11 protein-coding genes are annotated in these 24,542 nt (G+C 52.4%); 4 read left to right on the forward strand and 7 right to left on the reverse strand.

Features of this window, described 5'->3' with window-relative positions:
• Positions 1-337 precede the first annotated feature (337 nt).
• Positions 338-6,418, forward strand: coding sequence for an S-layer homology domain-containing protein (locus EV294_RS13780; protein ID WP_132307647.1), 6,081 nt, complete (start codon positions 338-340; stop codon positions 6,416-6,418).
• A 159-nt stretch (positions 6,419-6,577) separates the two neighbouring features.
• Positions 6,578-6,991 (forward strand): very short patch repair endonuclease, encoded by a 414-nt coding sequence (locus tag EV294_RS13785; RefSeq protein ID WP_279513578.1) that lies wholly within the window; start codon positions 6,578-6,580, stop codon positions 6,989-6,991.
• 367 nt (positions 6,992-7,358) lie between these two features.
• On the opposite strand, the gene melA is transcribed toward EV294_RS13785, so the two are convergent.
• From melA to EV294_RS30680, 4 genes are all read right to left on the reverse strand, one after another.
• Positions 7,359-8,867 (reverse strand): alpha-glucosidase/alpha-galactosidase, encoded by a 1,509-nt coding sequence (gene melA / locus EV294_RS13790; RefSeq protein WP_132307651.1) that lies wholly within the window; start codon positions 8,865-8,867, stop codon positions 7,359-7,361.
• 99 nt (positions 8,868-8,966) lie between these two features.
• On the reverse strand, positions 8,967-9,893 hold the full coding sequence (locus EV294_RS13795) for an AraC family transcriptional regulator (protein ID WP_132307653.1): 927 nt from the start codon (positions 9,891-9,893) through the stop codon (positions 8,967-8,969).
• A 64-nt stretch (positions 9,894-9,957) separates the two neighbouring features.
• Positions 9,958-10,446 carry a hypothetical protein gene (locus EV294_RS13800; RefSeq protein WP_132307655.1) on the reverse strand — a complete coding sequence of 163 codons (489 nt, stop codon included), beginning with the start codon at positions 10,444-10,446 and terminating at the stop codon, positions 9,958-9,960.
• 95 nt (positions 10,447-10,541) lie between these two features.
• Entirely contained in the window at positions 10,542-11,084 is a 543-nt protein-coding gene (locus tag EV294_RS30680; protein WP_243711660.1) for a DUF1232 domain-containing protein, read from the reverse strand.
• Positions 11,085-11,313: 229 nt separating this feature from the next.
• On the opposite strand from EV294_RS30680, the gene tlp reads away from it, so the two are divergent.
• Positions 11,314-11,526, forward strand: coding sequence for a small acid-soluble spore protein Tlp (gene tlp / locus EV294_RS13810; RefSeq protein ID WP_132307657.1), 213 nt, complete (start codon positions 11,314-11,316; stop codon positions 11,524-11,526).
• Positions 11,527-11,643: 117 nt separating this feature from the next.
• Positions 11,644-13,221: an acetate--CoA ligase gene (locus EV294_RS13815; protein WP_132307659.1), complete on the forward strand. Its 1,578-nt coding sequence runs from the start codon at positions 11,644-11,646 to the stop codon at positions 13,219-13,221.
• 99 nt (positions 13,222-13,320) lie between these two features.
• On the opposite strand, the gene EV294_RS13820 is transcribed toward EV294_RS13815, so the two are convergent.
• The 3 genes from EV294_RS13820 to EV294_RS13830 are packed head-to-tail and all read right to left on the reverse strand — an operon-like array spanning position 13,321 to position 24,279.
• On the reverse strand, positions 13,321-19,119 hold the full coding sequence (locus EV294_RS13820) for a glycoside hydrolase domain-containing protein (protein WP_132307661.1): 5,799 nt from the start codon (positions 19,117-19,119) through the stop codon (positions 13,321-13,323).
• Positions 19,120-19,147: 28 nt separating this feature from the next.
• Positions 19,148-20,722 carry an S-layer homology domain-containing protein gene (locus EV294_RS13825; protein WP_132307663.1) on the reverse strand — a complete coding sequence of 525 codons (1,575 nt, stop codon included), beginning with the start codon at positions 20,720-20,722 and terminating at the stop codon, positions 19,148-19,150.
• A 26-nt stretch (positions 20,723-20,748) separates the two neighbouring features.
• On the reverse strand, positions 20,749-24,279 hold the full coding sequence (locus EV294_RS13830) for a PA14 domain-containing protein (RefSeq protein ID WP_132307665.1): 3,531 nt from the start codon (positions 24,277-24,279) through the stop codon (positions 20,749-20,751).
• Positions 24,280-24,542 lie beyond the last annotated feature (263 nt).

Raw genomic sequence — 24,542 nt, forward strand, 5'->3', positions numbered from 1 at the left:
TCTCTGCTAAGCTCGGCTGCCACCTCCTTCTGAACAAGATTATAGAGAGAAAACGCTTTCATCATAAGGAACAAATTAAAGGGTTATCCCCCTTGGATTTAACTTGTATGCAAGTATTTTTATTTTTTGAGCTACTGCGCAAGAAGTAAAGATAGTTCCATTACATGTAAAATTAATTGGATGAATACGCTTCCAAACTTTCCTATAATAAAGCGGCGTAATCGAATACGGAAAGGGGGAACATCCGCGAGCCGTTGCATGGCAGACGCATTCACCATCGCATCTTAGACGAGACATCTTGCAGCATGACCATCGTCCATTAAGGAGTGAGCAGGTAATGAAGATAAGCAATCCGCTTCAAAAAAGCCTTTCTTTTGTTCTAGCGCTTGTTCTTGCTATACCACTGATCTCCCCTGCCCCGGCTGCTGCCGCCGAATCGGCGCCTACCGTGGTTACCATTGACGGCGACGCCGCCGATACGAACCCTGCCAATACGTTCAAAGGCTACGGCCTTGTGTCCGCCAATAATACATCCCGCCTGCTGCTGGATTATAAGGAAGAGCATCCCGACCAGTACTGGGAAATGATGAATTTGTTATTCAATCAGGATACAGGCGCTGGCATCAACGATATTAAGATCGAGATGGGCAACGACTCCAACACCTCCTCCGGCACCGAGCCCGCTACCAAACGGTCGGCCGACGAAGAAGCCAATGTCCGCCGCGGAGCCGGTTATCTATTCGCTGCCGATGCCAAAACCATCAATCCCGACATAAAAGTCAGCATCCTCCGCTGGACGCAGCCAGGCTGGGTACAGCCCTGGAGCGACGGCAATACCGACCCTTCCCAACCCGCTACATTAGCCGCCTACGAGAGAATGTACAAATGGTACAAGGATACGGCCATTGCCATTCATGACACCTACGGCTACGACCTCGACTACATTAACCCGGACCGCAACGAGACCGGCACTCCCAACGTCAACTTCATCAAGTGGTTCGCAAACCGCATGCGCAGCGACGCGGAATTCCCTAACTACGACAAAATCAAGATTATCGCTTCCGACGAAAATACTTCCCTCAACATTCCGACCCGGATGCTCGCAGATCCGGATCTGATGAATGCCGTGGATGTAATGGCTTATCACTATAACATGGCGACCAGCGCCGACTACCTGAAGGTCAACGAGCAGAACCAGAAGGAGGTCTGGTACAGCGAAGGCGTTGCGCCTCAGACGTTCGCCAAGTACCGGGCCAACTCGGATGAAAAATTCGGCGGCGTCGCCAGCGCGCTGGACGTGGCCGGCCGCTTCATCGGCATGTACACGCAGGGCAAACGGACGCATTACATGTTCCAGCCCGCGATTGGCGCTTTCTACAGCGGCGCTCCGTACAGCAGCAAGGAGCTGATCGGCGCCAGAGATCCATGGTCCGGCTATTATGTGCCAGACGTGGGTATACAGACGGTCATGCAATTTACGCAATTCGCCGCCGATGGCTGGATGTACATTCCGAACGCAAGCCTTGGCGTCATCGGCAGCCGCGGCAACAGCGAGATGGACGGCAACGCGGCTGGAGCGGAATATAACCGCCTTGCTTTTGTCAGCCCGGATAAGAAGGACTTCTCCGTCGTCATGGTTAATGACAGCGACCGGGTGGCCGAATACCAATTCGACGTGAAGAAAAATATCGCAAACGCCGGCAGCCCGCTTCAGGTCTGGGAAACACGCGGCGCCGACGCCGGGCAAGCTTATGACGCCAACTGGTACAAACAGCTTGCTAACCTTGCTTCAACCGATAATGGTGACGTGTATTCGTATACCCTTACGGTCAAACCGCATTCCATGGTCAGCGTGACAAGCACGACGGTAAACCCGAATACGGGCAATCCGCGCACGCCATACACGCGCAATAACGATATTCCGGAGCAGTCCGTGCTGGATGTTGACGGAAGCAATCCGGCCGTCCTGTACGAGGACGATTTCGAATACGCCGATTATCCTGCGGACAGCAATGGCCTCAGCTACATCGAGCGCCGCGGCGGCACGCCTCGTTATACCGCCGACCAAGGCGGTGCCTTCGAGGTGTATCCGGGCATCGGCCAAGACGGTTCTAACGGCATGAAGCAGATGATTTACTCCGGCAACAAGCCGGGCACTTGGGCAACGACGCCATTCTCCTATACGGTACTTGGCGATGAACGCTGGGCGAACTATGAGACCTCCGTCGATTTCAAGATGGATCAGGACCCAACGCATACCGGAGACAACTACGTCGCGATTGGCATGCGCCACAAGCTGAACGGCACCACCTCCGATTCGGAATCCGGCTATAAATTCCGGGTTTATGCGGACGGCACTTGGCGCTTGATCCGCTTGACCGCAACCGTTGCAAGCGGCACTTTAACAGGGTTCGATGCTTCCAAATGGCACCGCATCTCAATTAAGGGAGCCAGCCAGTTCATTACCGCATCCCTTGACGGCAAGGTTGTAACAACCTATAACGATACGGCCAGCGGTGCTCCGCTCTCCGGTCAGGTGATGATTCAAACAAGCCTGCAGCAATCCGTTTTCGACAACCTGAAGGTTGAAGCCGTTAACGGTTATGTGCCTTACGTAGCGGAACGGGTCGATGATCTGGATTCCCGCGTTACCTACCATGAAGGCAGCTTCCCGTGGGCGCATAGCTTGTCCGGCGGCGCAGGCCGGTTGAACCGGACGATCTCCACCAGCGGAACAAGCATTATGTTCAGCAGCGCCTCCAAGACCGAAGGTACGTTGAACCGTTGGTACATGGTGAAGAACGAAGGCAATACCGCCGCCTGGAGCTCGAACAACACCAATGCATGGGCCGGCGAGACGGGCAGCTATGCCTCCCTCACCTTTAACGGGACCGGCGTTTCCGTATACGGCCAAGGGCAAGGCACCAACGCGGTTGTCCGGATGGACGTGTACTTGGACGATTTTGGAACGGGCTATAATCATGACGCTTCGAAGAGAGTCGTTACGAGCAAAGCCTATGCCAACAACAGCAGCAGCCAACTTATCTACCAGATCAGCGGACTTGCGCCAGGCGTGCATAATGTCAAAATCGTCAAAACCGCCGCGGCATCCGGCAGTGGCAACTACCTTTCCATTGAGAAAGCCGTCGTAACCGCCGATGCAGCGGATCCGACTTCTTTTGAACTGCCGTTTACGGGCAGCGGCTTCCGTCTCGTAGGCGATACCGGAGCGGCAACCATTGATGTTGCTGTAGACGACAAGCTTGTAGGAACGAACATTGCTATTCCTGCCGCCTCGGTCAATCGGACGGATACTTATTCCTATGAAGGCTTAAGCTATGGCCCTCATACGCTGAAGGTCTCCGTGAAGGACGGCAGCTTCTCCATCGATGCGATCGATATTTTGGGAGAGGTGTACGGAACGGTATCCAAAGCGGCACTCGCCGACCTCATCACTCAGGTTAGCGGATATGAGGAAGCGGATTACATGCCAACGGAATGGGGAGCTTTTACGGCGGCAATAGAGGCTGCGCAAGCGGTTCTGGCCGATGAAGCGGCTACGCAATATAAGGTTGACCTTGCCTTGAACAACTTGAAGGATGCATCTGGCGCCCTCAAGCTGCGGACTCAGCCTGTTGCGGTCACGGGTACGTACCCAACGATTATCGCAACCCGATCCGGTCAAGCCGTTACGGGACTTCCGGATACCGTTAAAGTCACGCTTGCTGACGGAACAACGGATGCGGATGCAACGGTTCATTGGCTGAACAACACGCCGGAGCGCTTCAGCACGCCATACTCCAGCGTACAAGTGACCGGCGAAATTGTCGGCGGCAACAATCTGTCCATTAACGTGCAGGTCGAAGTTGTTCCTGACAACCTGGTCTATTTCCTAGATCCAGGAGTATCGGACAGCACAACGACGCCACCTTATAATGCGGTCAAAACTTTAGTGGGAGACTCCCTGCTTAATAATGCAGCCGACCAGCCTTCCACCGGCGATACCGTCTGGGGACATACCCCAACTGATACGAACTACAAGTATAAGGCGATATCGGGAGCTGTTGTTGCAACGAATAAAAGTCAGACCGGGGTCTACGGCTCCGACACCATGAACAACCCGCTCGGCTACGTCCTTCCGTTAACCGCGGGCGACTATACCATCACTTCCTTCCATCGTGACTGGTGGAATAACACGAACCGGACGATGGATATTACCCTGAGCTACAAGGATGCCGACAACAATGTTGTTGCATTGCCTGTACGTACCGGTCTTATCGCTGGACCTGACGGCACAACGGTGACCTATGATTTTACCCTGCCAGTCGATAGCACGGTCACCTATTCGATTAACAACACGTATACCGGCAACCAGGCAGCATTGATCAGCTATCTGGGTGTTGCGAAGCGGGTTGCGGACCCTGCGGATGTGCAGGCTCTCAAGACTGCGAAAAGTCTCATTGAAGCGGGTAATTATACGGTCAAGAAAGTGACAGCAAACTCGGAGGATGAAGTGAAGGCATGGCTTGAGGATGCGATCCAAGGCTTGGATGGGTTAAGTGCAACCGGCGCTTCCGTTGATAGCATTACGCTGGATGCCTTCCAGGCCGCAACCGAAGATACCAACGGCAGCTTCAGCTTTACCGTTCAATTGTCGAAAGGGCTTGCGAAGGAGACGGCAGCTTCTGAAGGAGTTATTGCAACAAAAGATACCGTTAAACCGGTTATCTCCCTGAACGGAGATGCCGTCGTTAACCTGCCAATCGGTGCCGAATATACCGATGCGGGCGCTACCGCGTTGGATGATTGGGATGGCGATCTTACTGGAAGTATCATTACGACGATTACGAACGACGTGAATGACGGAACCACGCTGGATACTTCCGTCGCCGGTACTTACATCTTCCACTACAACGTGAGTGACGCTGCCGGTAATGCAGCGGATGAAGTGACTAGAACCATTGTTGTGAGCGAGGATCCGGATACGGTTAAGCCGGTTATCAGGTTGCTTGGCGATGCCACTGTTAATCTGGCGAATGGAGCTAGCTATACCGACACCGGGGCTACCGCATCTGACGACCGGGATGGCGATATTACCGGCCAAATTGTGAGGACCATTACTAATAACGTCAATAACGGCACAACGCTGGATACTTCCGTCGCTGGCACTTACACCTTCCACTACAACGTATCTGATGCTGCCGGTAATGCTGCCGATGAAGTAACTAGAACGGTTATTGTAGCGGAGCGGATACAACCGCCAGTCGTAACGAATCCAACGCCATCTGATCCAACTGTTCCTGCAACTACACAGGTACTGACGAGCGCAGATCTGCAAAATGCGGTTTCGGGTACGATTACCGTCACTGTAGCAAATGGTAAGAATACCGTTCAGTTCCCTAGCAATGTCGTTCAGCTTGTGGGTGACAATACCCTAAAGCTTGTAATGAATGGCATGACCATTTCGTTTACGAAGGATGATCTGGCCGGGATCATGGGAGCTGTAACAGGTACTCAAGCATCTGGGGCAAATATCAGCTTCTCGGCTGTTAAGGTGCCGAACGGTGAAGTGAATAGTCTGATTAACAACCAGGCTGTTAATGGTACTGTGAATCTGACAACAGCAAGCACGGTCTACGACTTCAGCTTGTCGGTTATCAGAGCAGATGGAACTGCAGTGCCGGTGCCTACCTTCGATGAGCCATTGAAGCTGACATTCACCGTTGACCCGAACGCGAATCCTGATCTGCTTGGCGTGTACTACATCGCAACTGACGGAGCTTTGCAATATGTTGGCGGCACTTTAGCAGATGGTGTGATGACAGCTTATGTTAAGCACTTCTCGCATTATGCCGTGCTAGAGTACGATAAGTCGTTCACTGACGTTAGCCCCGCCTTCTGGGCACATGATGTCATTCAGCAAATGGCTGCTAGGCATATTGTGACAGGAATTAGCGATACCCTGTTTAATCCGGAAGGCAATGTTACTCGAGCTGAATTTGCTGCAATGATCGCACGTGCTCTAGGCCTTGAAGATGTTGATGGATCAGTAAGCTTCCTCGACGTGAAAGCCGATGCTTGGTACGCTGGGTATATTGGAGCGGTTAGCAAGGCAGGTATCGTGATGGGGCGCAGCTCCAATACGTTTGCACCGAACGATGCTATTACCCGGGAAGAAATGGTCGTTATGACCGTTCGGGCTTATGAGTATGTGAAGGGTGAACAGGCGGATGTCGCGAATGGTGCTGCAACATTCGTGGATGGCAGCAGCATCAGTGCTTGGGCACAGGATGCAGCAGGCCTTGCGCAGGAACTTGGCTTGATTAATGGCCGTGACAATAATATGTTTGCTCCGCAGGCGCTTATGACCCGCGCAGAAGGCGCGCAGGTTATAGGGAATTTGATTAGTCTTTTATAAAAACTAAAACAAGATGCTATTTCCCCAGGGAAGTGGCATCTTGTTTTTATGCTACGTAGATAAAGCTGCTTCAATTAAAAACTCTCAACTTTTATCGTGTAGTATAGTATATTCAAAGAACAGAACAGAACATACGTTCTCTATTTGTGTACTAAGGAGGTGTTCGAAGTTAACAAGACTGATAATAGAAGAAAGCTAATGGGAAAAATAAAAAGTAAGAACACTAAATTAGAACAATCTGTATCTAAAGCTCTTTGGAAATACGGCTTTAGATTTCGGAAAAATGTTCTTTCGTTGTACGGGAGACCTGATATAGCAATAAAAAAGTATAAATTAGTCATTTTTATTGATTCTTGTTTCTGGCATGGATGTGAACGGCATTTTAAGTTGCCATCTAAGAATTCAGATTATTGGAAGAAAAAAATAAATCGTAACGTGGAAAGAGATATAGAAGTTACGGAATACTACATAAATAATAATTGGAATTTAATTAGAGTTTGGGAACATGATCTTAAAGTTAATTTTGAGTTAATTATCAGTCAAATTTGCGTGATCATTTTGAAGGCTAAATAAGTCCGTTCAATAATCCCCCGGTCTTCAATATAGATCGGTCAATCTAGTTCAAAGAGAATGCGTGCTGCGCATTATCCACCACATAAGGAGACGCATTGACACTCGTTTGACTTTTAAGTTTTTAAATCGACATTGTATGCAACGCGGAGGGCTCTTTATTACAGCATGTAACTAATTAATTCATTACTAGATGTCCTCCGACAGGTTGTCAGGTATAAGATGTTGAAGCAATAAGAATACCCATTCTCTTATCTAAAGTACTACGAAGCTTGGGATACTTCCCGTTCTCTTTTTTCACGATGGTTCTATAGTCATCATTGTACAAAAGAACTCGCTCAACATCGAGCGAGTTCTTTTACATCATCTCTTAAACCCCGGCCGCAGGCCGCTCTTTCGCCTTATCCGACTCGATCGCGTTGCGAGTCGCCGCTTCCCGATCCTGGCTGAGCTCCTCGATCGACTTCGTCTTCAGGCGCGCAGCGCCCTGATAATTCTCCCGCGTTGGCAACAAGTTACCACTTGCCAACCGCTCCTCCGCTGCGGCGATCGCTTCCGTATACTGCGGCAGCCACTTCGCCTGCGCGACGAGCATCTCGTCGGCCATCTGCCAGATCTCCTTCGGATTGCACACCGCACCGGTGAGCGGGTCCATCATCATCGCTTGGCGGAGCAGCTTGTCGTCGCCGTGCACGGCGGCTTCTACGGCCATGCGTTGGACGGAGATGCTGACGTTGCAGACGGCTGCTGGGCCGAGCGGCAGGTCGCCGACAACCGGCATGTTGATGCCGTTGCGGTCGACATAGCCCGGTGCTTCGATGATGGCATCGTCCGGCAGGTTGGTGATGACGCCGTTGTTCACGACATTGAAGTGACCGCGGTAGACTCGGCCTGTCTCGAGGCCTTCAATAATGTAAGAGCCATGTTCTTCCCCACGATTCTCAGCCGTGTACTTGAACGGCTCTGCCTTCATCCAGTTCGGGAAGTCGGTCTCGAACCAATTGCGGCCTTCGGTACAGACGCGCAAGTAGCCGCCGGTCTCGCCGTTGATCCATACGCCAAGATCGATCCAGTCCTTGATCTCATCGGCGCGTTTGCGGTACCAAGGCACGTATTCGCTTAAGTGACCATTGGATTCGGTGGAGTAGTAGCCGAAGCGGCGCAGCATGTCGATGCGGACCTTTTCGGTCTGAGCGAATTCCGGCACCGATTCGAATGCCTCCAACAGATCCCCTGTACGATCAACGCCATCTGTCTTCACAGAGATATACCACGTCTGATGGTTAATACCCGCGCAGATGATGTCGACATCCTTCTTCTCACGACCGAGCGCACGAGCGATTTGGTGGTGACCGCCTTGTACGCCATGGCATAGGCCGATGGTACGTACACCGCCGTACTTATTGCATGCCCAAGTCAGCATCGCCATTGGGTTCGCGTAGTTAAGGAGCAGTGCATTAGGCTCCGCCACCTCACGGATGTCCTTGCAGATGTTCAGCATCTCGGCAATGCCGCGCTGGCCGTACATGATCCCCCCTGCGCACAAGGTATCTCCGACGCATTGATCGATGCCGTATTTTAATGGAATATCGATATCGTATTGGAACGCCTCAAGTCCGCCAATCCGTACCACGCAGAACACGTAACGCGCATCCTTAAGCGCCTCTCTGCGGTTGGTTGTGGCCTGAATCTCGATGGACAAGCCGTTCTCGTTGATGTCTCTTTGCACGAGCTGTGTGACCATGTCGAGATTATGTTCGTTAATGTCTGTAAAAGCAACCTGGATATCCTTAAACTCCGGCACGGCGAGCAAGTCTCTCATCAAGCCGCGTGTGAACCCGATACTTCCCGCACCTACGAATGCCACCTTAAAACTCATAAAAAACGCCTCCTCTTCGCCTATAAGGGTGTTGTCTTTCGTTACCCTTATTCTAACAGGCGGAAAAAGAAGGCGTTTCCACATTCGCAACAGCTTGCGTTAGATGTTGTCAACTATTTCAACTTCATAATCGGTCCAGCTGGAGATGGTATTCTTGGATTTACGATATTCGGCAGGCGATATGCCCGTCATTTTCTTGAATAACATACTGAAATATTGGCGGCTGTTCAGCCCGATATGATCCGCCACCTCGATGATGGGCACATCCGTCCGGGCGAGCAGCATTTTGGCTTTATCCATACGCAAGTCCACCAGATATTCATTGATGGTCTTGTTCATATTCGATTTGAAAATACGTTGGAGATACACGGGATGCAGATTAACGGCAGCCGCAATATCCTTGGCTTGGATCGCCGTATCGTAATATTGATGAATGTATTCCGTTGCTTGCCGCACGTAATGATGGATTTGGCGCTCCGTGCTATTTTTCGCCTCAACGGCAACCAGCCTTCCAACGCGGACCAGCAGCTGGGACATCAGAAGATTGGTCATCATCTCGCGACCCTGCTCCTTCCCTTCGCCGCCTAGATCCAGCTCGAACACGAGATTTCGCAGATTCACCTGAATATCTTCATAATCTCTCAGCACGATGGTATCGAGCCGCTGCTCCAGCAGCTTGGAGAACATCGGGTTATGATTGGCCATTTGATTCATCGACGGGTAGATGCCTTCGCAGGGCTGGAACCCAAACTCTACGTTCAGCATCCGGCACGGACTACCGCTCTCAACGATCAGTCTATGCGGTACGCCGGCGTCCAGCATAATTAGATCGCCTTTACGCATCGCGATGACGTCCTTATTCGTCTCCACCGTGCAGTTTCCGGAAATGACGTACATGAACTCCGTCCAGTCGTGCTGATGGAAGCCCATGTGGAAATCCTCCCACTGCTTGTAGTAATACGCCATGATCTTGGGCCGGAATTCCCCGTCTCTCCACTTTGCATCGTAAAAGCTGTTCGCATTCATGCTTTTCCCACCTTTGCAACCGGTATAGCCTCTAAGGTCAGCATATACCTGCCGGCAAGGAAGGTCAACGCTTCCCGGTCTTCTCGTTCCATTGCTCCGGATAAATGACAAAATACCTGGTGCCCGGCTTTACGGTGTAGTGCTCGGTTATAATGCCGTACAGCTTCAAGCGTTCCTTCAACCTTCGATAGTAGCTGTCGAGTCTTCCTCGATCCTTCTTGTTGCCGGGCTCAAGCTCCTGTTTGTACCTGGCCGTGAAGATCATCTCCGAGGTACAGGACAAGCCTTCGGTAACCATTCGGAATAACACGCAGACATCTCCCTCAGACAGCTCCATAGCCTGGCCCCTCGCCAGCCATTCCCCTTTGCTCAAGTCCAGATAAAGATCGTATTGCAGCGGACGATGCTGTTCATACACCTGACGGAGCTGCAACGCCGTCTTGGCTTCCATCCAGCCATCCGCATCCGAATGGATGTAGGCCATCACCTCTTTCCGCCCTTCCTCTATCGCTTCTATCGCTTCTATCGCGCATCTCTCTTCCGTCATATTCATGGTGCTGCTTCCTCCTAGCCCTCTCCTCACTGAATCATCTTCCGATGCAAATACCCCGCTAACAATAAGCGAGGTACTTTATAAATATTTAACTGTTATTTCTTGAAAAAGGTTGCAGCCTTATCCCGGTGCTCGTGCGTAATATGCGAGCTTATGGCCTTATAGGCAACGAAAATCGCGGTAGCGTCATCCCCATAGCCGATAACAGGGAAAATATCCGGTACAAGGTCGATCGGCAGAATCCAATAGGCCAGCGCGCTAATGGCCGTTACTTTTACTTTGGCCGGCGTATTGGGGTCCATCGCGCAATAGTACATCGCTACCGCTTCATGGGCAAAAGGCACCTTGCCCGCATATTTTCTCATCTTGGACCAGAAGCCTTTGTTTACGTATTTCACTTGCTCCTCATGGTCGCCGATCTTCGCGGACCAGGAGTCCGTGTCGACCTCTTCCTCCTGCCTCTCCGCAGGAAGCGATTCGACGCTGCTTGCAATTTCCTCATCCGACAAGTCGGCCGGAAGGACATCCTCTTGAATGAAGCTTTCGTGGCATGCTTCGCATTTGGCCTGCCTCAGCTTCAGGGCATCAACCTGATTTCTGTGTCCGCAATTCGGACATTCAACCGTAATTTCCGACATCGAGATTCACCCGCCTATTAAATAGTTATATATTCGTTAACGGCATACAGCTGGATTAGCGTAAAACCGGGCAAAACAAGCCCTCTTATATAATTAAACAGAAAAACCAATCTTTAGACAATTAACTTTGGTTTATTTTTGCATAAAAAATCCAGTCCGTGGGTCACAATAGCTGTTGGGTGCTAAACGGCGCCCGACTACAAACACGAATAAAAGGAGAGGTATACGTATGGCAAAGCCAGACAATCGCGCGGACAATGCAGAACATCTGCAGGAGCATATCGCCAACACGCAGCAGAACATCCAAGAGACTGAACAATATTTGAACGAGTTCAGCTCCGAAATCAGCAGCACGGAACAAAACCAGCTCGAAGAAAAGAACGAGCGCCGGAGAGAAAGCGTTGCAGGCTTCAAAGAAGAACTGCAAGACGAACAAGGCTAAAAGGAAAAGCAAAGATGACTTCTGCTTCGTCGGAAGTCATCTTTTTCATGCTCACAACCTATGCTATACTGTCGCTAATCCGCTATGAATCACGCATTGGCAAAGGAGCAGGCCTACATGAATTTCGATCAATGGATCGCACCCGAACAATATAACATCAGCTCTGAGATTGAGCGTCACAAGTCGGACAAGCTTGCTCTCCGTTTGCTGGACGATCAGGGCCATACTACGACGATTACATATAACGAGCTGCTGAAGCAGGTAAACCGGCTGGCGGGCGGCTTAAGCGAGCTTGGACTTGCAAAAGGCGACCGCGTTCTCGTCATGGTTCCTAGAACTATCGAGGCGTATATAATCTACGTGGCCTGCTTGAAGCTTGGTCTTGTCATTATTCCATCCTCCGAAATGCTCCGTTCCAAGGATCTGTCCTACCGCCTCCAGCATTCCGAAGCTCGCGCGGTGATCGCTTGGACGGAGGGAACCGTTGAAGTAGACCGCATTACGGAAGAGCTGCCCGCCCTGCAGTTCCGGATTGACGCAAGCGGCGGACAAGCCGAAGGCTGGATGACCTTAAGCTCCTTAATGGAAGGTCAGCCGGAAGAACGAGAAGCCGAGCCTACCCACCGCGACGATACGGCGATGCTCTCTTATACGTCGGGGACAACAGGCAATCCGAAGGGCGTCGTTCACAGCCACGGCTGGGGCTACGCGCATCTGCGCATTACCGCTTCATGGCTTGGCATCCAAAGCTCCGATCTCGTCTGGGCAACCGCTGCGCCGGGATGGCAGAAATGGATTTGGACGCCGTTCCTATCCGTGCTCGGCAGCGGCGCAACCGGCTTGATCTATAACGGATCGTTCAGCGCGGAGCGTTACTTGCGAATCATTCAGGACAACCAGGTTCAGGTGCTGTGCTGCACGCCAACGGAATACCGCATTATGGCGAAGACGGATGGGTTGTCCGCTTACGACCTGTCGTCGATCCGCAGCGCCGTATCGGCCGGCGAGCCGCTTAACCAAGCCGTGATTAAGCAGTTCGAGGAGCTGTTCCGCTTCATCATTCGCGACGGCTACGGTCAGACGGAAAATACACTTCTAATCGGCAATCTGAAGGATTCCCCGATTAAGATTGGCTCCATGGGCAAGTCTATCGTTCCGGGTCTCGTCGAGATTATTGATGACGAAGGCCGTCCGCAGCCGATGGGAGAGGTCGGCAGCATTGCCGTTCATACTGACATGCCTGCCCTGTTCAAGTCGTATTACAAGGATCCCGATCGCAAAGGCGCCAACATTGTTGGTTCCTACTTCATCACCGGCGACCGCGCAAGCAGGGATGAGGAAGGTTATCTGTGGTTCGAGGGACGCGGGGACGATATTATTATCAGCTCCGGCTATACGATTGGTCCGTTTGAGGTTGAGGAGGCCTTGCTCCGCCATCCATCCGTTAAGGAATGCGCGGCCGTCGCAAGTCCGGATGAAATCCGCGGCCATATCGTCAAGGCGTTTATCGTGCTGAGGGACGGCGTCTCCGGCTCCCCGGAGCTGGTCAAAGAGCTGCAGGATCATGTCAAATCCGTAACGGCGCCTTACAAATATCCGCGTAAAATCGAATTCATCAATGAACTGCCCAAGACGAGTTCCGGCAAAATCCGCCGGATTGAGCTTCGCCAGCGCGAGGCGTTTCTGAACTCTTAAGCGTAATTGGCTGTGCATCCTTAAGAGGGACAGCCTGCATTTCGCGCAAAAAACAGCCCCCAATCCTTCGAAAGGATTGGGGGCTGTGCTGTTACTGCCTTATACTTTTAACGAAAATGCCGCGTTATCGAAGTTGCCGATGTATTTCTTGCCGGTCTCGCCATTGCCGGCCGAGCCGGTAAGCACCAGGTATACGTCTTGGATGCCTGTAAGCTTTTGCGTCAAGGCACCGCTCTCCGTTTTGTACGTTCCCCAGCTTCCCGCCGTAGGAGGAACGGAGATTGTACCCACAAGCGTACCTGTTGGGCTGCCCAGTCGTATTTCAACAGCAGAGTTTGCAAAGCAGTTGCCCGAGTTGCTTGAATACTCAACGGCGAATGTATTAACGCCTTCTGTGCCAAAATCCATTCGTTTGTAGGCCAGCCATGCGCCGTTGAACGTGTTCTTCACTTGCAAGCCAACTCCGCCCTTGCCCGCTTCCGTTCCGAGCGCGGTGCTGTTCGCCGGATTCAATGCCGTCGTCCATTCGTCGTACGATTCCAGCTCCAGCTTCGCATAATCGCTGCGAACCGGCTTGTAGCCAAAGGTTAAGCTGTCATAGTTGCCTACGTATAGGAGGCTTGAAGTCGTGCTGCCCGTCATTACGATGTACAAATCCTGCTTGCCTTTGATCGTCGTATTCAGATCCGCTGTCGCCCTATTGTATTGACCCCATGTACTGCCTGTATTAGGGATCGCTACAGCTCCAACCAAGGTGCCCGTTGGGCTTCCGAGTCTGATCTCCGCTTTTACGTCCGCAGGAGCTCTATTGGTTGGCGCGTCGTAGACGATGGATACTTGGTTTTTGCCTTTTTCCGAACCAAAATCAACATCCTTGAAGCCCAGCCATGCGCCTGTGTACGTATTGCCGACCGTCTGGCCGCCATTGTTATTCTCGATCCTCATGGCTTGATTGTTGAACGTGTTCAGTGCGGTATTCCATTCGGTCTTGTTCTCGAATTGAACGGTCAATTGCTCCGGCTCTTCCGGCTCTTGCGCATTCAAGGAGAAGGAAGCATTATCGAAGTTGCCAATGTATTTCTTGCCGGTCTCGCCGTTAGCTGCAGATCCGGTCAGCACCAGATAGATATCTTGAATGCCCGTCAGCTTCTGCGTCAAGCTGCCGCTTACCGTCGCATACGTTCCCCAAGCAGCCGCAGTTGGAGGTGTGGCTACTGTGCCAACAAGCTTACCTGTCGGACTTCCAAGGCGAACCTCTACTGACGAGTTGTTAAAGGTGTTGGTAGAGTTGCCCGCGTATTCAATCGAGAACTTATCTGCACCCTCACTGCCAAAGTCCATACGCTTGTAGGCCAGCCATGCGCCGTTAAACGTATTCTTCACTTGTTGGCCAACTCCGCCTTTTCCTGCTTCCGTTCCAAGCGGCTGGCTGTTGGCCGGGTTTAATTCCGTAGACCAGTCGTCATAGGCTTCAAGCTCAAGCTTTGCATAATCCGATCTGATCTTCTCGAATTTGAACCAGTCGAAGTTTCCGATGTACGGCAATTTGTTTGGATTAGGCGTTCCCGCCACCATGACAACGTATAGCTTCTGCTTGCCGGTTAACGTTTTGGTCAGCTTCTCGTTTGTTAGGACATAACTTCCCCAGCCCGTATTCGTGTCGTCAACCAGATTAACGGTTCCGACAAGCTCGCCGGTTTCGCTGCCGAGTCTGAACTCCAGCTTGGAGCCGGCAGGTACTTTATCCGTAGGCGCGTCGTATTGAACGGTTACGTTATTAAAGCCTTTCGAACCGAAATTCACATCGTAGGCCAGCCATGCACCGTTAAAGGTATGGGCAACAACCGTTCCGCCGTTGCCGGCTTCGGTCCCCAGGCCACCCTTGCCATCCGGATGTCCTTCCGACGTCCACTGTGCGCGGCTCTCGAATTGAACCGTCAATTCGTCGCCAGGCTCTTGCGGCTCTTCCGGCACTTCCGGTTCTTCCGGCTCATCCGGCTTCGGATCCGGCAGCGGAATTGGTTCCGGCAGCGGCTCGTCGATAACCGGCGGGCTGTCCGGAAGCGATCCCGGCTCGGACTGCTGCACGATTGGATCGGCCAGCCAGAGCGGAGATTCGTAAATATCTCCGTTAAATTCGTTTACTAAATAGATATTCACCTTATATTTGTTAGCGTCTACGTTATAGATTTGCGAGATGTCGAAGCTTCCGGTCTGAACGGGCACCGCGCTGGATACCCAAGCATGCTCCTTGCCGTCCATGAGCTGGAAGACAACCACCGCCGAATCGGTATAGTCGCCTTTAAGCGTACCGGTAACATCCACAACCATGTTGCCGTCCTGGTGAATATCCGCGTTCAGATCAAACACATCCCACTTCACATCCGAGGTGTAGGCCTCGGTGGACAGAAGAGCTTTACTTGGGGCGAGATTCTCCGCCGCATTAGCCATCACTCTGACCTGCACATCGCCAGCTTCATAGCTCAGCGGTCCAACCGTCTGCGGATTCGCCTTCGCTTGCGTCCAGGACTTGCCGCCATTCGTGCTGAACTCGTAATCCGATGCGTTCGTGATCCCTTCTACCGGCGTCCAGCCAAACGTATTGGCTTTGTCATCAACGACCGGATGGGTTGGAGCAGCCGGAACGTTCAGCTTGCGCACCGCTTCGAGACTGAAGTCGAACGCGATGTCCGAGCTGGTTGCATTCGCCTGATGCACCTCAGCCGTCAATACGTTGGTGCCTTCAACCAGATAGGAAGGATCAAGACTGAAGCCGTTCTTATCCCGCTCATCGCCAACCGTTGCATTGGCAAGCGTGCTGTAGTTCACGGCACCCGAAGGCATATTGGTACGGAAAATTTCATGTCCGTTCAAATAGACGATTGCGCCATCGTCGCGGATTAGGCTGCCACCCAGCTCAAGGATGCCGTCCAGATCCTTCGCTTCGAACGTTTTGCGGAAATAGGTGGTAATGTACTTATTGTTGGCATTTGGCCCGTAACTGATCGTCGTTGCCGGTTTGCCGTAATTGTCATAACCAAGCATCGCTTTGCCGGAGCTCCAGCTGCTGTCGTCGAAATCTACCTGCGTCCAGCCCTTGCCGGCTTCCTTGCCTTTGTCGTAATAGCTCCAAGTCGATTTCTCAGGGATTAGCTGCTCATGGTTGTAGTTATTGTCGATCTTGGCATTGAAATCGGTCGTTGGAGGTGCTGCGCTTGCTTTCGCGCCCCAGCTCATGTTCGGCGTGCTGCCCATATGGAATTCAAGCGTGCCGCCAGCCATCAGATCATCGTACTTGATCCAGGATTGATTGAAGTCTTTGCCGTTCAGCTCAGCCGATTGGATAAAGCGGTTCTCGCTCGACACGTTATCCGCCTTGATCACAAGCGTCTTCCCGCTGCCCATATGCAGCTTCACTTCGGAGAAGATCGGCGAGCCGATCAGGAAGTAAGCTTCGCCCGGGTTGCCGGGGAATAAGCCAAGCGCGCTGAAAACGTACCAGGAGGACATGCCGCCCGCGTCATCGTCCATCGAAGACAGGTAGCCTTCCGGATCGTCGCGGTATACGCGGGATTTAAGCGGGTAAGCGTAAGCCCCGTGGTTATGGTACTTCTGCATAACGACTTCCGTCGTAAACTCTCTTGCATAGTATTGCGTCAGGTATGGATAACCCAGATAGTTGAACAGATACGGCGCCGAGATATCCTCCTCGTTGATCGCCATATACTCGTCGATCCCGAAGAAATGCTTCAGCTGCTTCGCCATCTCGGTCTTGCCGCCCATCAGCTCGGCGAGGCCGTTGATATCCTGCGGCGCGGACCAGCGGTATTGCCACAGGTTGCCCTGATAAGCATAGCGGTCAACCGCCTGAATGTCGCCGGCACCTACCGTCGTTCCATTTGGAGTAAAGAAGCCGGTTGGTGTGCCCTTTTCATCCACCTGCGTGGGATTCCACAGCTTTTTGTACGACAGGGCAAGCTCTTTGTACTTCTCGAACGTTGCTTTATCGCCGATCAGCTGAGCAAGCTTCATCGGGAACGATGCGCTGTTCGCTTTCTCCAGCTTGCCGGAGATCTCTCCGTCGCTGATGGAGAAGTTGTCGGCGTCAACCGCCATGCCTTTTAACGCTTTATAGACGTCGAAGTCCTGGAAGCCTTTCGCGTACGCATCAAGAATAACTTGTCCGTTGAATTCGTTCCGGACCGTTGGGCTTGGCCAATAACCGTCGCCCCATTGGGTATAAGTGCCGCGGGTGCTGTACAGATCCACGAGCGACTTCACCATATTGTCGTAACGTTGCGGCTCGAACAAGGAGAACATCGCGTATTTGCGGAAGTCGTCCCATGTCGTCCAGCCGTTGTAGTACTCGAAGTCATCGCCCAGCTCGGAAGCCTGACGAATCGTATTCTCGTCTCTGCCCGCTTTGAACGTGCCGGCCGAGCTTGTTACGTTTTTCGGGCTCAGATAAGAATGGTACATTTGCGTATAAAATACGCGCTTGTTCTGCTCATCCGCATCCGTAATTTCAACCTTGTTAAGGACGTTGCTCCAAGCGGCTCTTGCTTCCTCGTGACGGGCGTCGAAATTCCAGTCCGAGTACATGCCTCGCTCCGCTTGCGCCTGCTCCACGCTAATCGTGGACAGACCTACCTTCGCTTGAACCGTTTTGCTCTCCGCCGTGTTGAAGTTCAGCCATACGCCGCTGTTCGAACCGCTGCGCTGAGCTACCGCGCCTACGGAATCGCCTTGCCACGAGCTGTAGGAATCAAAGTTATGATCGAATTGAATCGAGTAATAAATTGTATAGTAGCCATGGCCGCACACGTTCTGGGACTTGATCATCCCCGTAATTTCGTTGCTGCCCGTTACCTTCAGGTTCGCATCCACCATACCCGCGTACGAGTTCGACAGATCGACCAGAACGGAGCCGGTATTGGCCGTATCCGGGAACGTATACTTGTGGAAGCCTACGTTATCGGAAGAAGTCAGCTGCACGTTAATGCCGGAGGCTAGCGTTACGCCGTAAAAGCCTGCGGAAGCCTGCTCGCTGCTTTTGTCGTATTTCTGCTTGTATTCCGCTACGTTCTTCGTGAAATCGCGCGTCTCCGGCATCATCAGGATGTTGCCGCCTCCGCCGCTGCAGCCTACGCCGCTGAAGCGAAGATGGGAGAAGCCCTTCAGGTTTTTGTTCTCGTAGTAATAACCGCTGAATGCTCCGCCGTCGCTGTCCGGACCAAGCGATACCAGTCCAAACGGCGTTGTAGGGCCAGGGTTGGTCTGACCGTTATCGCCAAGCGTATTGATGAAAGGATCCACGTAATCGATTGGCGCCAGATTCGTCTCCGGTTCAGCCGGAATTTGATCGGTCTCAACCCCGTATACTTCCAGCTCATAGATGCGGGCGATGTTGCTGTCATACGCCGCCTTGTCGATGTAGAGACGAATGTACCGCGTCGTGAACGGGGTAACAAACCGGTCAACAATCGTCTGAGCGTTGTTCGTCACGACGTTAACGTCCGTCCATGTCTCGCCGTCGTCGCTTTTTTGAAGCCGGAAGTTTTTCGTATTCCAGAACGGGCTGTTGCCGGACTCGTTAATCGCAGCGTTCTGCAGCACCCATTCGTTAACCAGATATTCCTTGCCCAAATCAAGCTTGAGCCATTTCTTCTGGGCGGAAGTGTTATCGCACCATTTCGTATCGGTCTTGCCGTCCACGGCGTTGCTCGGGATTTCGTTCGCGTTGCACTGGCCGGAAGCCGTAGCCGTCGCGTTAATGGCCACGTTCCTGGTCGTAATCCCTTCGGCCGCTGCCGCAAACGCGGCATTGGATCCGACAGGCACCAGAATGCCGGTCAAGCACAGAACGGTCATCGCCACCGCAAAAAGCTTCTTAAACATTTGCCGGGTCCTCCTTCTTTCGTCTTTCTTACGGCATCAGCCGGTTGATCATAACGGCGATTTCCGCGCGTGTCAGAGCGGCTTTCGGATGGAACTGCTTGCCGTCGCCTTCGATTAATCCAAGCTTCCAAGCCTGATCGACAGCGGCGCTGGCCCAAGCCGAGATTTGTTTCTTATCCGCGAATGCAGGCGCACCTTTGCCGGTATCTTTTACTTCAAAGTACTTAACGGTCCGTACAAGCGTAACGACCGCTTCTTCGCGCGTAATCGGATCGTTTGGTCTAAACGAACCTCCGTAGCCCGACATCATGCCAAGCGAAGCCGCGCGCGTTACCGCATCGGTGTAATATTGGCCAGCAGGTACATCCTTGAACGGATTGGCTGCCGCCGCGTCTGCCGCTTTACCCGTGTAATCCACCGCGCGCATCATCATAGTCGCGAACTCCGCGCGCGTAATGTTGCGGTTAGGCGCATAATGCTGCTGGTCCACGCCGGATACAATGTGCTTGGCGCTCAAGGATTTCACGGCTGCTTCCGCCCAATGGCCAGCCGGCACGTCAACGAATGTTTTGCTGTATTCCAAAATGGTATACGTCGAGAAATGGCGGGCATTAAACTTGAACGTATTGCCCTCAAGCTTGCCGCCGACATAGTCAAGCTGCTTGCCGTTCACATAATAAACGCCAGCCAGACCGGAATGGATCTGCTTCGCTTGCTCGTCCGTCAGCTTAAGGGCTACTTCGGCAGGCTTGTCCAAGTTATGAATCTCCGTGACGCTGCTGCCGTTGATCACTTGAATAGTTGCCGTAAGCACAATCCCAGTCGAGACGTAGTCCGGGTTCGATTGAAGCGCTTGGTTAACGGCGTTCTTGGCATCGCTTGTCAGAACCGTATTTACGACAATGCGGACCTGCGAGCTTGCCGATGTATCGGATGTCCCGATTGAACCTGCAGGGAATCGGATCGTCGAGCTTCCCGAAGTCACAATCAGATCCAGGTTCTTATCCTTGAGTGTCTTCAGCGTCTCTGCCGGGAAGTTCAGCGCGCTGCCCGTTTCGCCTGTTGCCGCAGGCAATTCTACCGTAATGGAGCCTTGCGCGCTGTTAGCGGCGGAAGCTAAAGTGCCGCTGCCGAATAGATAGCCGTCTTTGCCAAGCTCCGGCTTGATGGTAGAGCCCGTCGAATCGCCGGCATCGGCGGGAATGGTTGATGCCGGAGGCGTTACGGTCCCCCCGTTACCCGGATTCGAGCCTCCACCCGACCCTTCAACAACCGAGAACGTCTTGTTCACCGTAGTAGAGCCGCTGGTTGCCGTAACGTTATACACGCCCCAAGGAGCAAAATCCTGCGTCTCGGGAATGGTAATGGTTGCGGTATAAGTGCCGTTAGCAGGCTCAATAACATCCATATAGAAGGTTGTCCGGTTCGGACGGATGATCTTCAGGACGACATCGTCCTCTGCCGTTCCGGAGAACGTAATCTCGCCGCCGCGCAGCACTTCCTTCGCGCTTATATTAAGCGCAAAGGCTGCTGCAGCCGCATAGCCGGTTGCCGGCAGGACAACAATACACAACGCCAGTAGGGCTGCCAAAACTTTTTTCACTGCACATGATCCTCTCTTTCCAGCCGTTATTGGAACAGCATTGGTCTCGCCAATTGAACCGGAGTTTCGTTCTTGCTGTCGAACTTGTTCACGACGAATACCTTCACCTTGTAATCCTTACCGGTCTCATTGAAGTACTGCGTCATCGTAAGCTTGGTCTTCTTGAGCGGTACGGCGCTGACGAGAATGGGCTGCGGACTCTCCCCCTTCATCAGCTGGAACACCACGTAAGCATCCTCTTCGTAGTCCCTCAGCTGCTCGACATTCACGCTGACCTTCAGCTGCTGGCCGCGTTCGATTTCACCCGTAAGCAGGAAGGTATCCCGGGAATCGTTCTTCGTGAATGCCTTTGTCGATACAAGCGGCATACCGGCCATAACGCCAAGCGATTCATTCGCCGCGACGCGAACCTGCACCGCTCCGGCCGCATAGTCGCCATCCGCTATTGGCTGAGGGTTAGCCGTAGTCGGACTCCAGGTGTTGCCGTTATCTACGCTGTACTCGTAGTTGGTTACCGCATCGTAACCTTTTACGTTGGTCCAGCCAAAGGTGTTATGCGCATCGTCCACGACCGGTGCCGTAGGAGCAGCCGGCTGGTTGCCCGCGCTGACGGCGATTTTCGCTTCCGAATTATCGCGTTTGTTAACGGCCTTCACAACGAATTGATAGGACTGATCAAGATTGGTTTTGTCTTTGTCAACGACATATTGGTAGCTGTCCTGACCCTCAACCGTTGGAATGTACACGTTCCAGTTCATGCCCAGCTTGTCGTTCTTCTCGTAGATACGGAAGCCTCGTACGCCTTCGTCCTGCGGCTTGTTCCAGGTAATGGTCCGTTTGCCGTCCTCGGATTTGCTTACTTCCAATTGCTCAACCGGCTTAGGCTTCTCGTCTTCGCGTACAATCGAGTACGTATCGAACGGAGTGGTCTCGCCTGTCATAAAGGAATTAATCGTAAAGCTGTTATCCGTCATGCTGACGCCGGAGAAGATGGCTTTCTTCGGCTGCTGGTAGACAGCCGCATAGTAGCGGTCAACGCCGTCTTTGACATCGTAGAACTTGGTTGCCGCCGAATTGTTGATCATGTAGAGCGTACCGTCCGGATTAAGGGCTCTGCCCTGCGCATCCGTCTGTACATTCTGAACCGGCTTATCGTTGTACATTTGATAGGAACGCATAAACGTATGGTCATGGCCTTGCAGGACAACGTCGATGCCCAACTCGTCAAAGATCGGATACATTTTCTGACGAAGGGCCAGAATATCGCTGTCGAGCGCATGGTTACCCACGGAATAGATCGCTTTGTGGAACGCTACAATCTTCCACTTCTTGTCCGTCGCCGCAACCTCATGCTTCAGCCATTCAATCTCCTGCTCGAAGGAATCCTTCTGAGCCTGGTCCCAGCCGATATCCATCGTGTTAAGCACCATGATATGCGCATCGCCGTAGTCATACGCGTACACGCTGCCCGGCGGCAGCGGGTTCTTGATCGAATCGTTCGGATAGTTGAAATGGTAGTAATAGTTGTCGTTATACGGACCTTCGTGGTTGCCGACAGCAGCCATCAGCGGCAGATTCATCAGAATCGACTGCGGCTTCTTGAAGTAATCCAGCCATTGCGATTCAAGCGCGCCCGCATCCACCTGGTCGCCGGTCATCAGCAGGAACTTCGCATCCGGGAACTTCGTGATGGCTTGCTCCATCGTGTTGCCCCACACGTCGTAATCCTGCGAATTGGAGCCTTGCGAGTCGGTCAGATACAGGAAGTTGAAGTCATTCTCGTTATCGCTCTCCGTTGTGAAAGAACCCGTCTCGCTCCAGTACCCGTCAGCGCCAAGGCGATATTTGTACGCGGTGCCCGGCGTCAATCCTTCAACGAGCACTTTATGGCTGATGAACGAGCCCGTCGTGCTGCTCGTAATCTTCAGATTGTTGAGAACCCGCGTATCCTCCGGCTTGCCTATTACACGGATTTTATTTGGCGAATCAAATCCTTCCGCCGCAGGCACGATCTCAACGATGCTGTCCTTTATGTTCGTTGGAGCGCTTTGCGGACGGTCGTAAGGGGTATACCAGGCAAAGGAGCGGTTCGTCTTCGCGCTGCCGTAGAGCGACATCGCGATTGCGATCGGCGAGTAATCCGTCACCTCGGAGAAGTTGGCAGCACCGAATGCAAACGCCTTAACGGCTGATCCATCCGCATAGTTCAGATTGCCTTGACCGTCGTAAGCAAGGGAGACGGTTTGACCCGGCAGTACGATCTTCGCCAGACTAAACGTCAAGCTTGAGGAATCTTCGCCGGCTGCAATCTGCTGTACGGATACCGGTTGCCCGTTCGCCATGACGGTAAGGTGATTATTTAGGTCAGCAGGCAGCTCGCCAAGCCCGGAGAGCATGCTAAGCGAGACGGTTTTTCCGTCTGCGGCAACGCTTGCCGCCCTAGGGCCTGTATACTCTGCCGGGAGATAGAAGGCGTTGCCCGGAATGATCTCCTTGGCAATCGTTGGCGTTGACCAGCGCAGATACAGATTGGAACCGCCAAAGTCCTCGAAATATTCGATCTTGATATCGTACTTGCGATTGCCTTCGAGCGTAACCGGGGTGCTTGTCTGCTCTTTATCCCAATCGTTCACCCAATGGTCGATCACAAGCCGGTTGTCGATCCATAGTCGGAAACCGTTGTCGCCCATCATGTAGAAGGTGTAGTCACCGGACTCCGGCGGCATGATCTGGCCGGTCCAGCGCACGTTGGCGCCATCCTCAACGCCCGTCATCCCTTTTAATACCGGATTCAGGTCCGTAAAGTTAATCTGCGAGTCTACCGTTGTCGCTTTATAATCGCCGAATGCAAAATCGTTGCCCGAACCCGTGTTCAGGTAATATTCGCCGAGCAAGCCCTGCGCATCGCCCGCTACTGCGGCCGAATCGGAGGTAGTCCCTTGATTCGTATTTTCAGGCGTTTCCGGAGCTGTCTCGCTTCGATCGAAGCCAATGGCTTCAAATTCGTAAATCCGTGCGGCGTAAAATCCGGTATCGGCATCCACTTCACCCGGATTCGTAATGTTAAGCTTGAAGTACCTGGCCGTCACCGGCGTGTCCAGCTCATGCGTTGTTGTGTCTTCGGTGTTGCCGGTTACCGTTACGACAGGAGTCCAATTGACATTGTCATCGCTTGTTTCAATCGTAAAATCCTTCGTGTTGTACGGTTCCTCTTGGCCGCCTGCTCCGGCATGTCCAATGATAAATTTCTCTACGCTGACCTCCGCGCCGGCATCCACCTCCAGCCAATACGGATTGTCCGCCGTCGGCAGACCGTCGTTGCCTTGGAATACCCATTCACCGCTCTCTCTGTGTCCGTCAATGGCCAAGGAAGGCGCAAACGCATCCGATACATAACCGTTTGCGGTTGCGGTGACTCCCGCTCTCGCAAACACGTTCTCGGCGGATGTTCCGGCATTAGCCTGCTGCACCATGAAATAACCGCCGGACGCAGCTACGGTTGTCCACAGCGTCACGACGGCCAACATACGGCTTGTCAGCTTATAACTTCTCTTCACTCCCGATTCCTCCTACTCTGCCTCATGCTTCTGCATCATAATAGAGTAGAATAATTTGGCGAATGTAAAAAACGTTTAAAGAAATAGTAAATGCACGTTTTTTTATCGATTATTTTAGTTAATTATTCTAAATTAATTATTTGATAATTGATTGTGTTATAAATTTCATATTTTTCACGTGATATTTTTATTTTCGAAAATAATTATTATAACTATGGTATCTAAGCATCATTTGGCTTTGAATTGACGATACGGCTTGTTCC

The sequence above is a fragment of the Paenibacillus sp. BK033 genome (genome assembly GCF_004345425.1).
In the GTDB taxonomy this organism is placed as follows: domain Bacteria; phylum Bacillota; class Bacilli; order Paenibacillales; family Paenibacillaceae; genus Pristimantibacillus.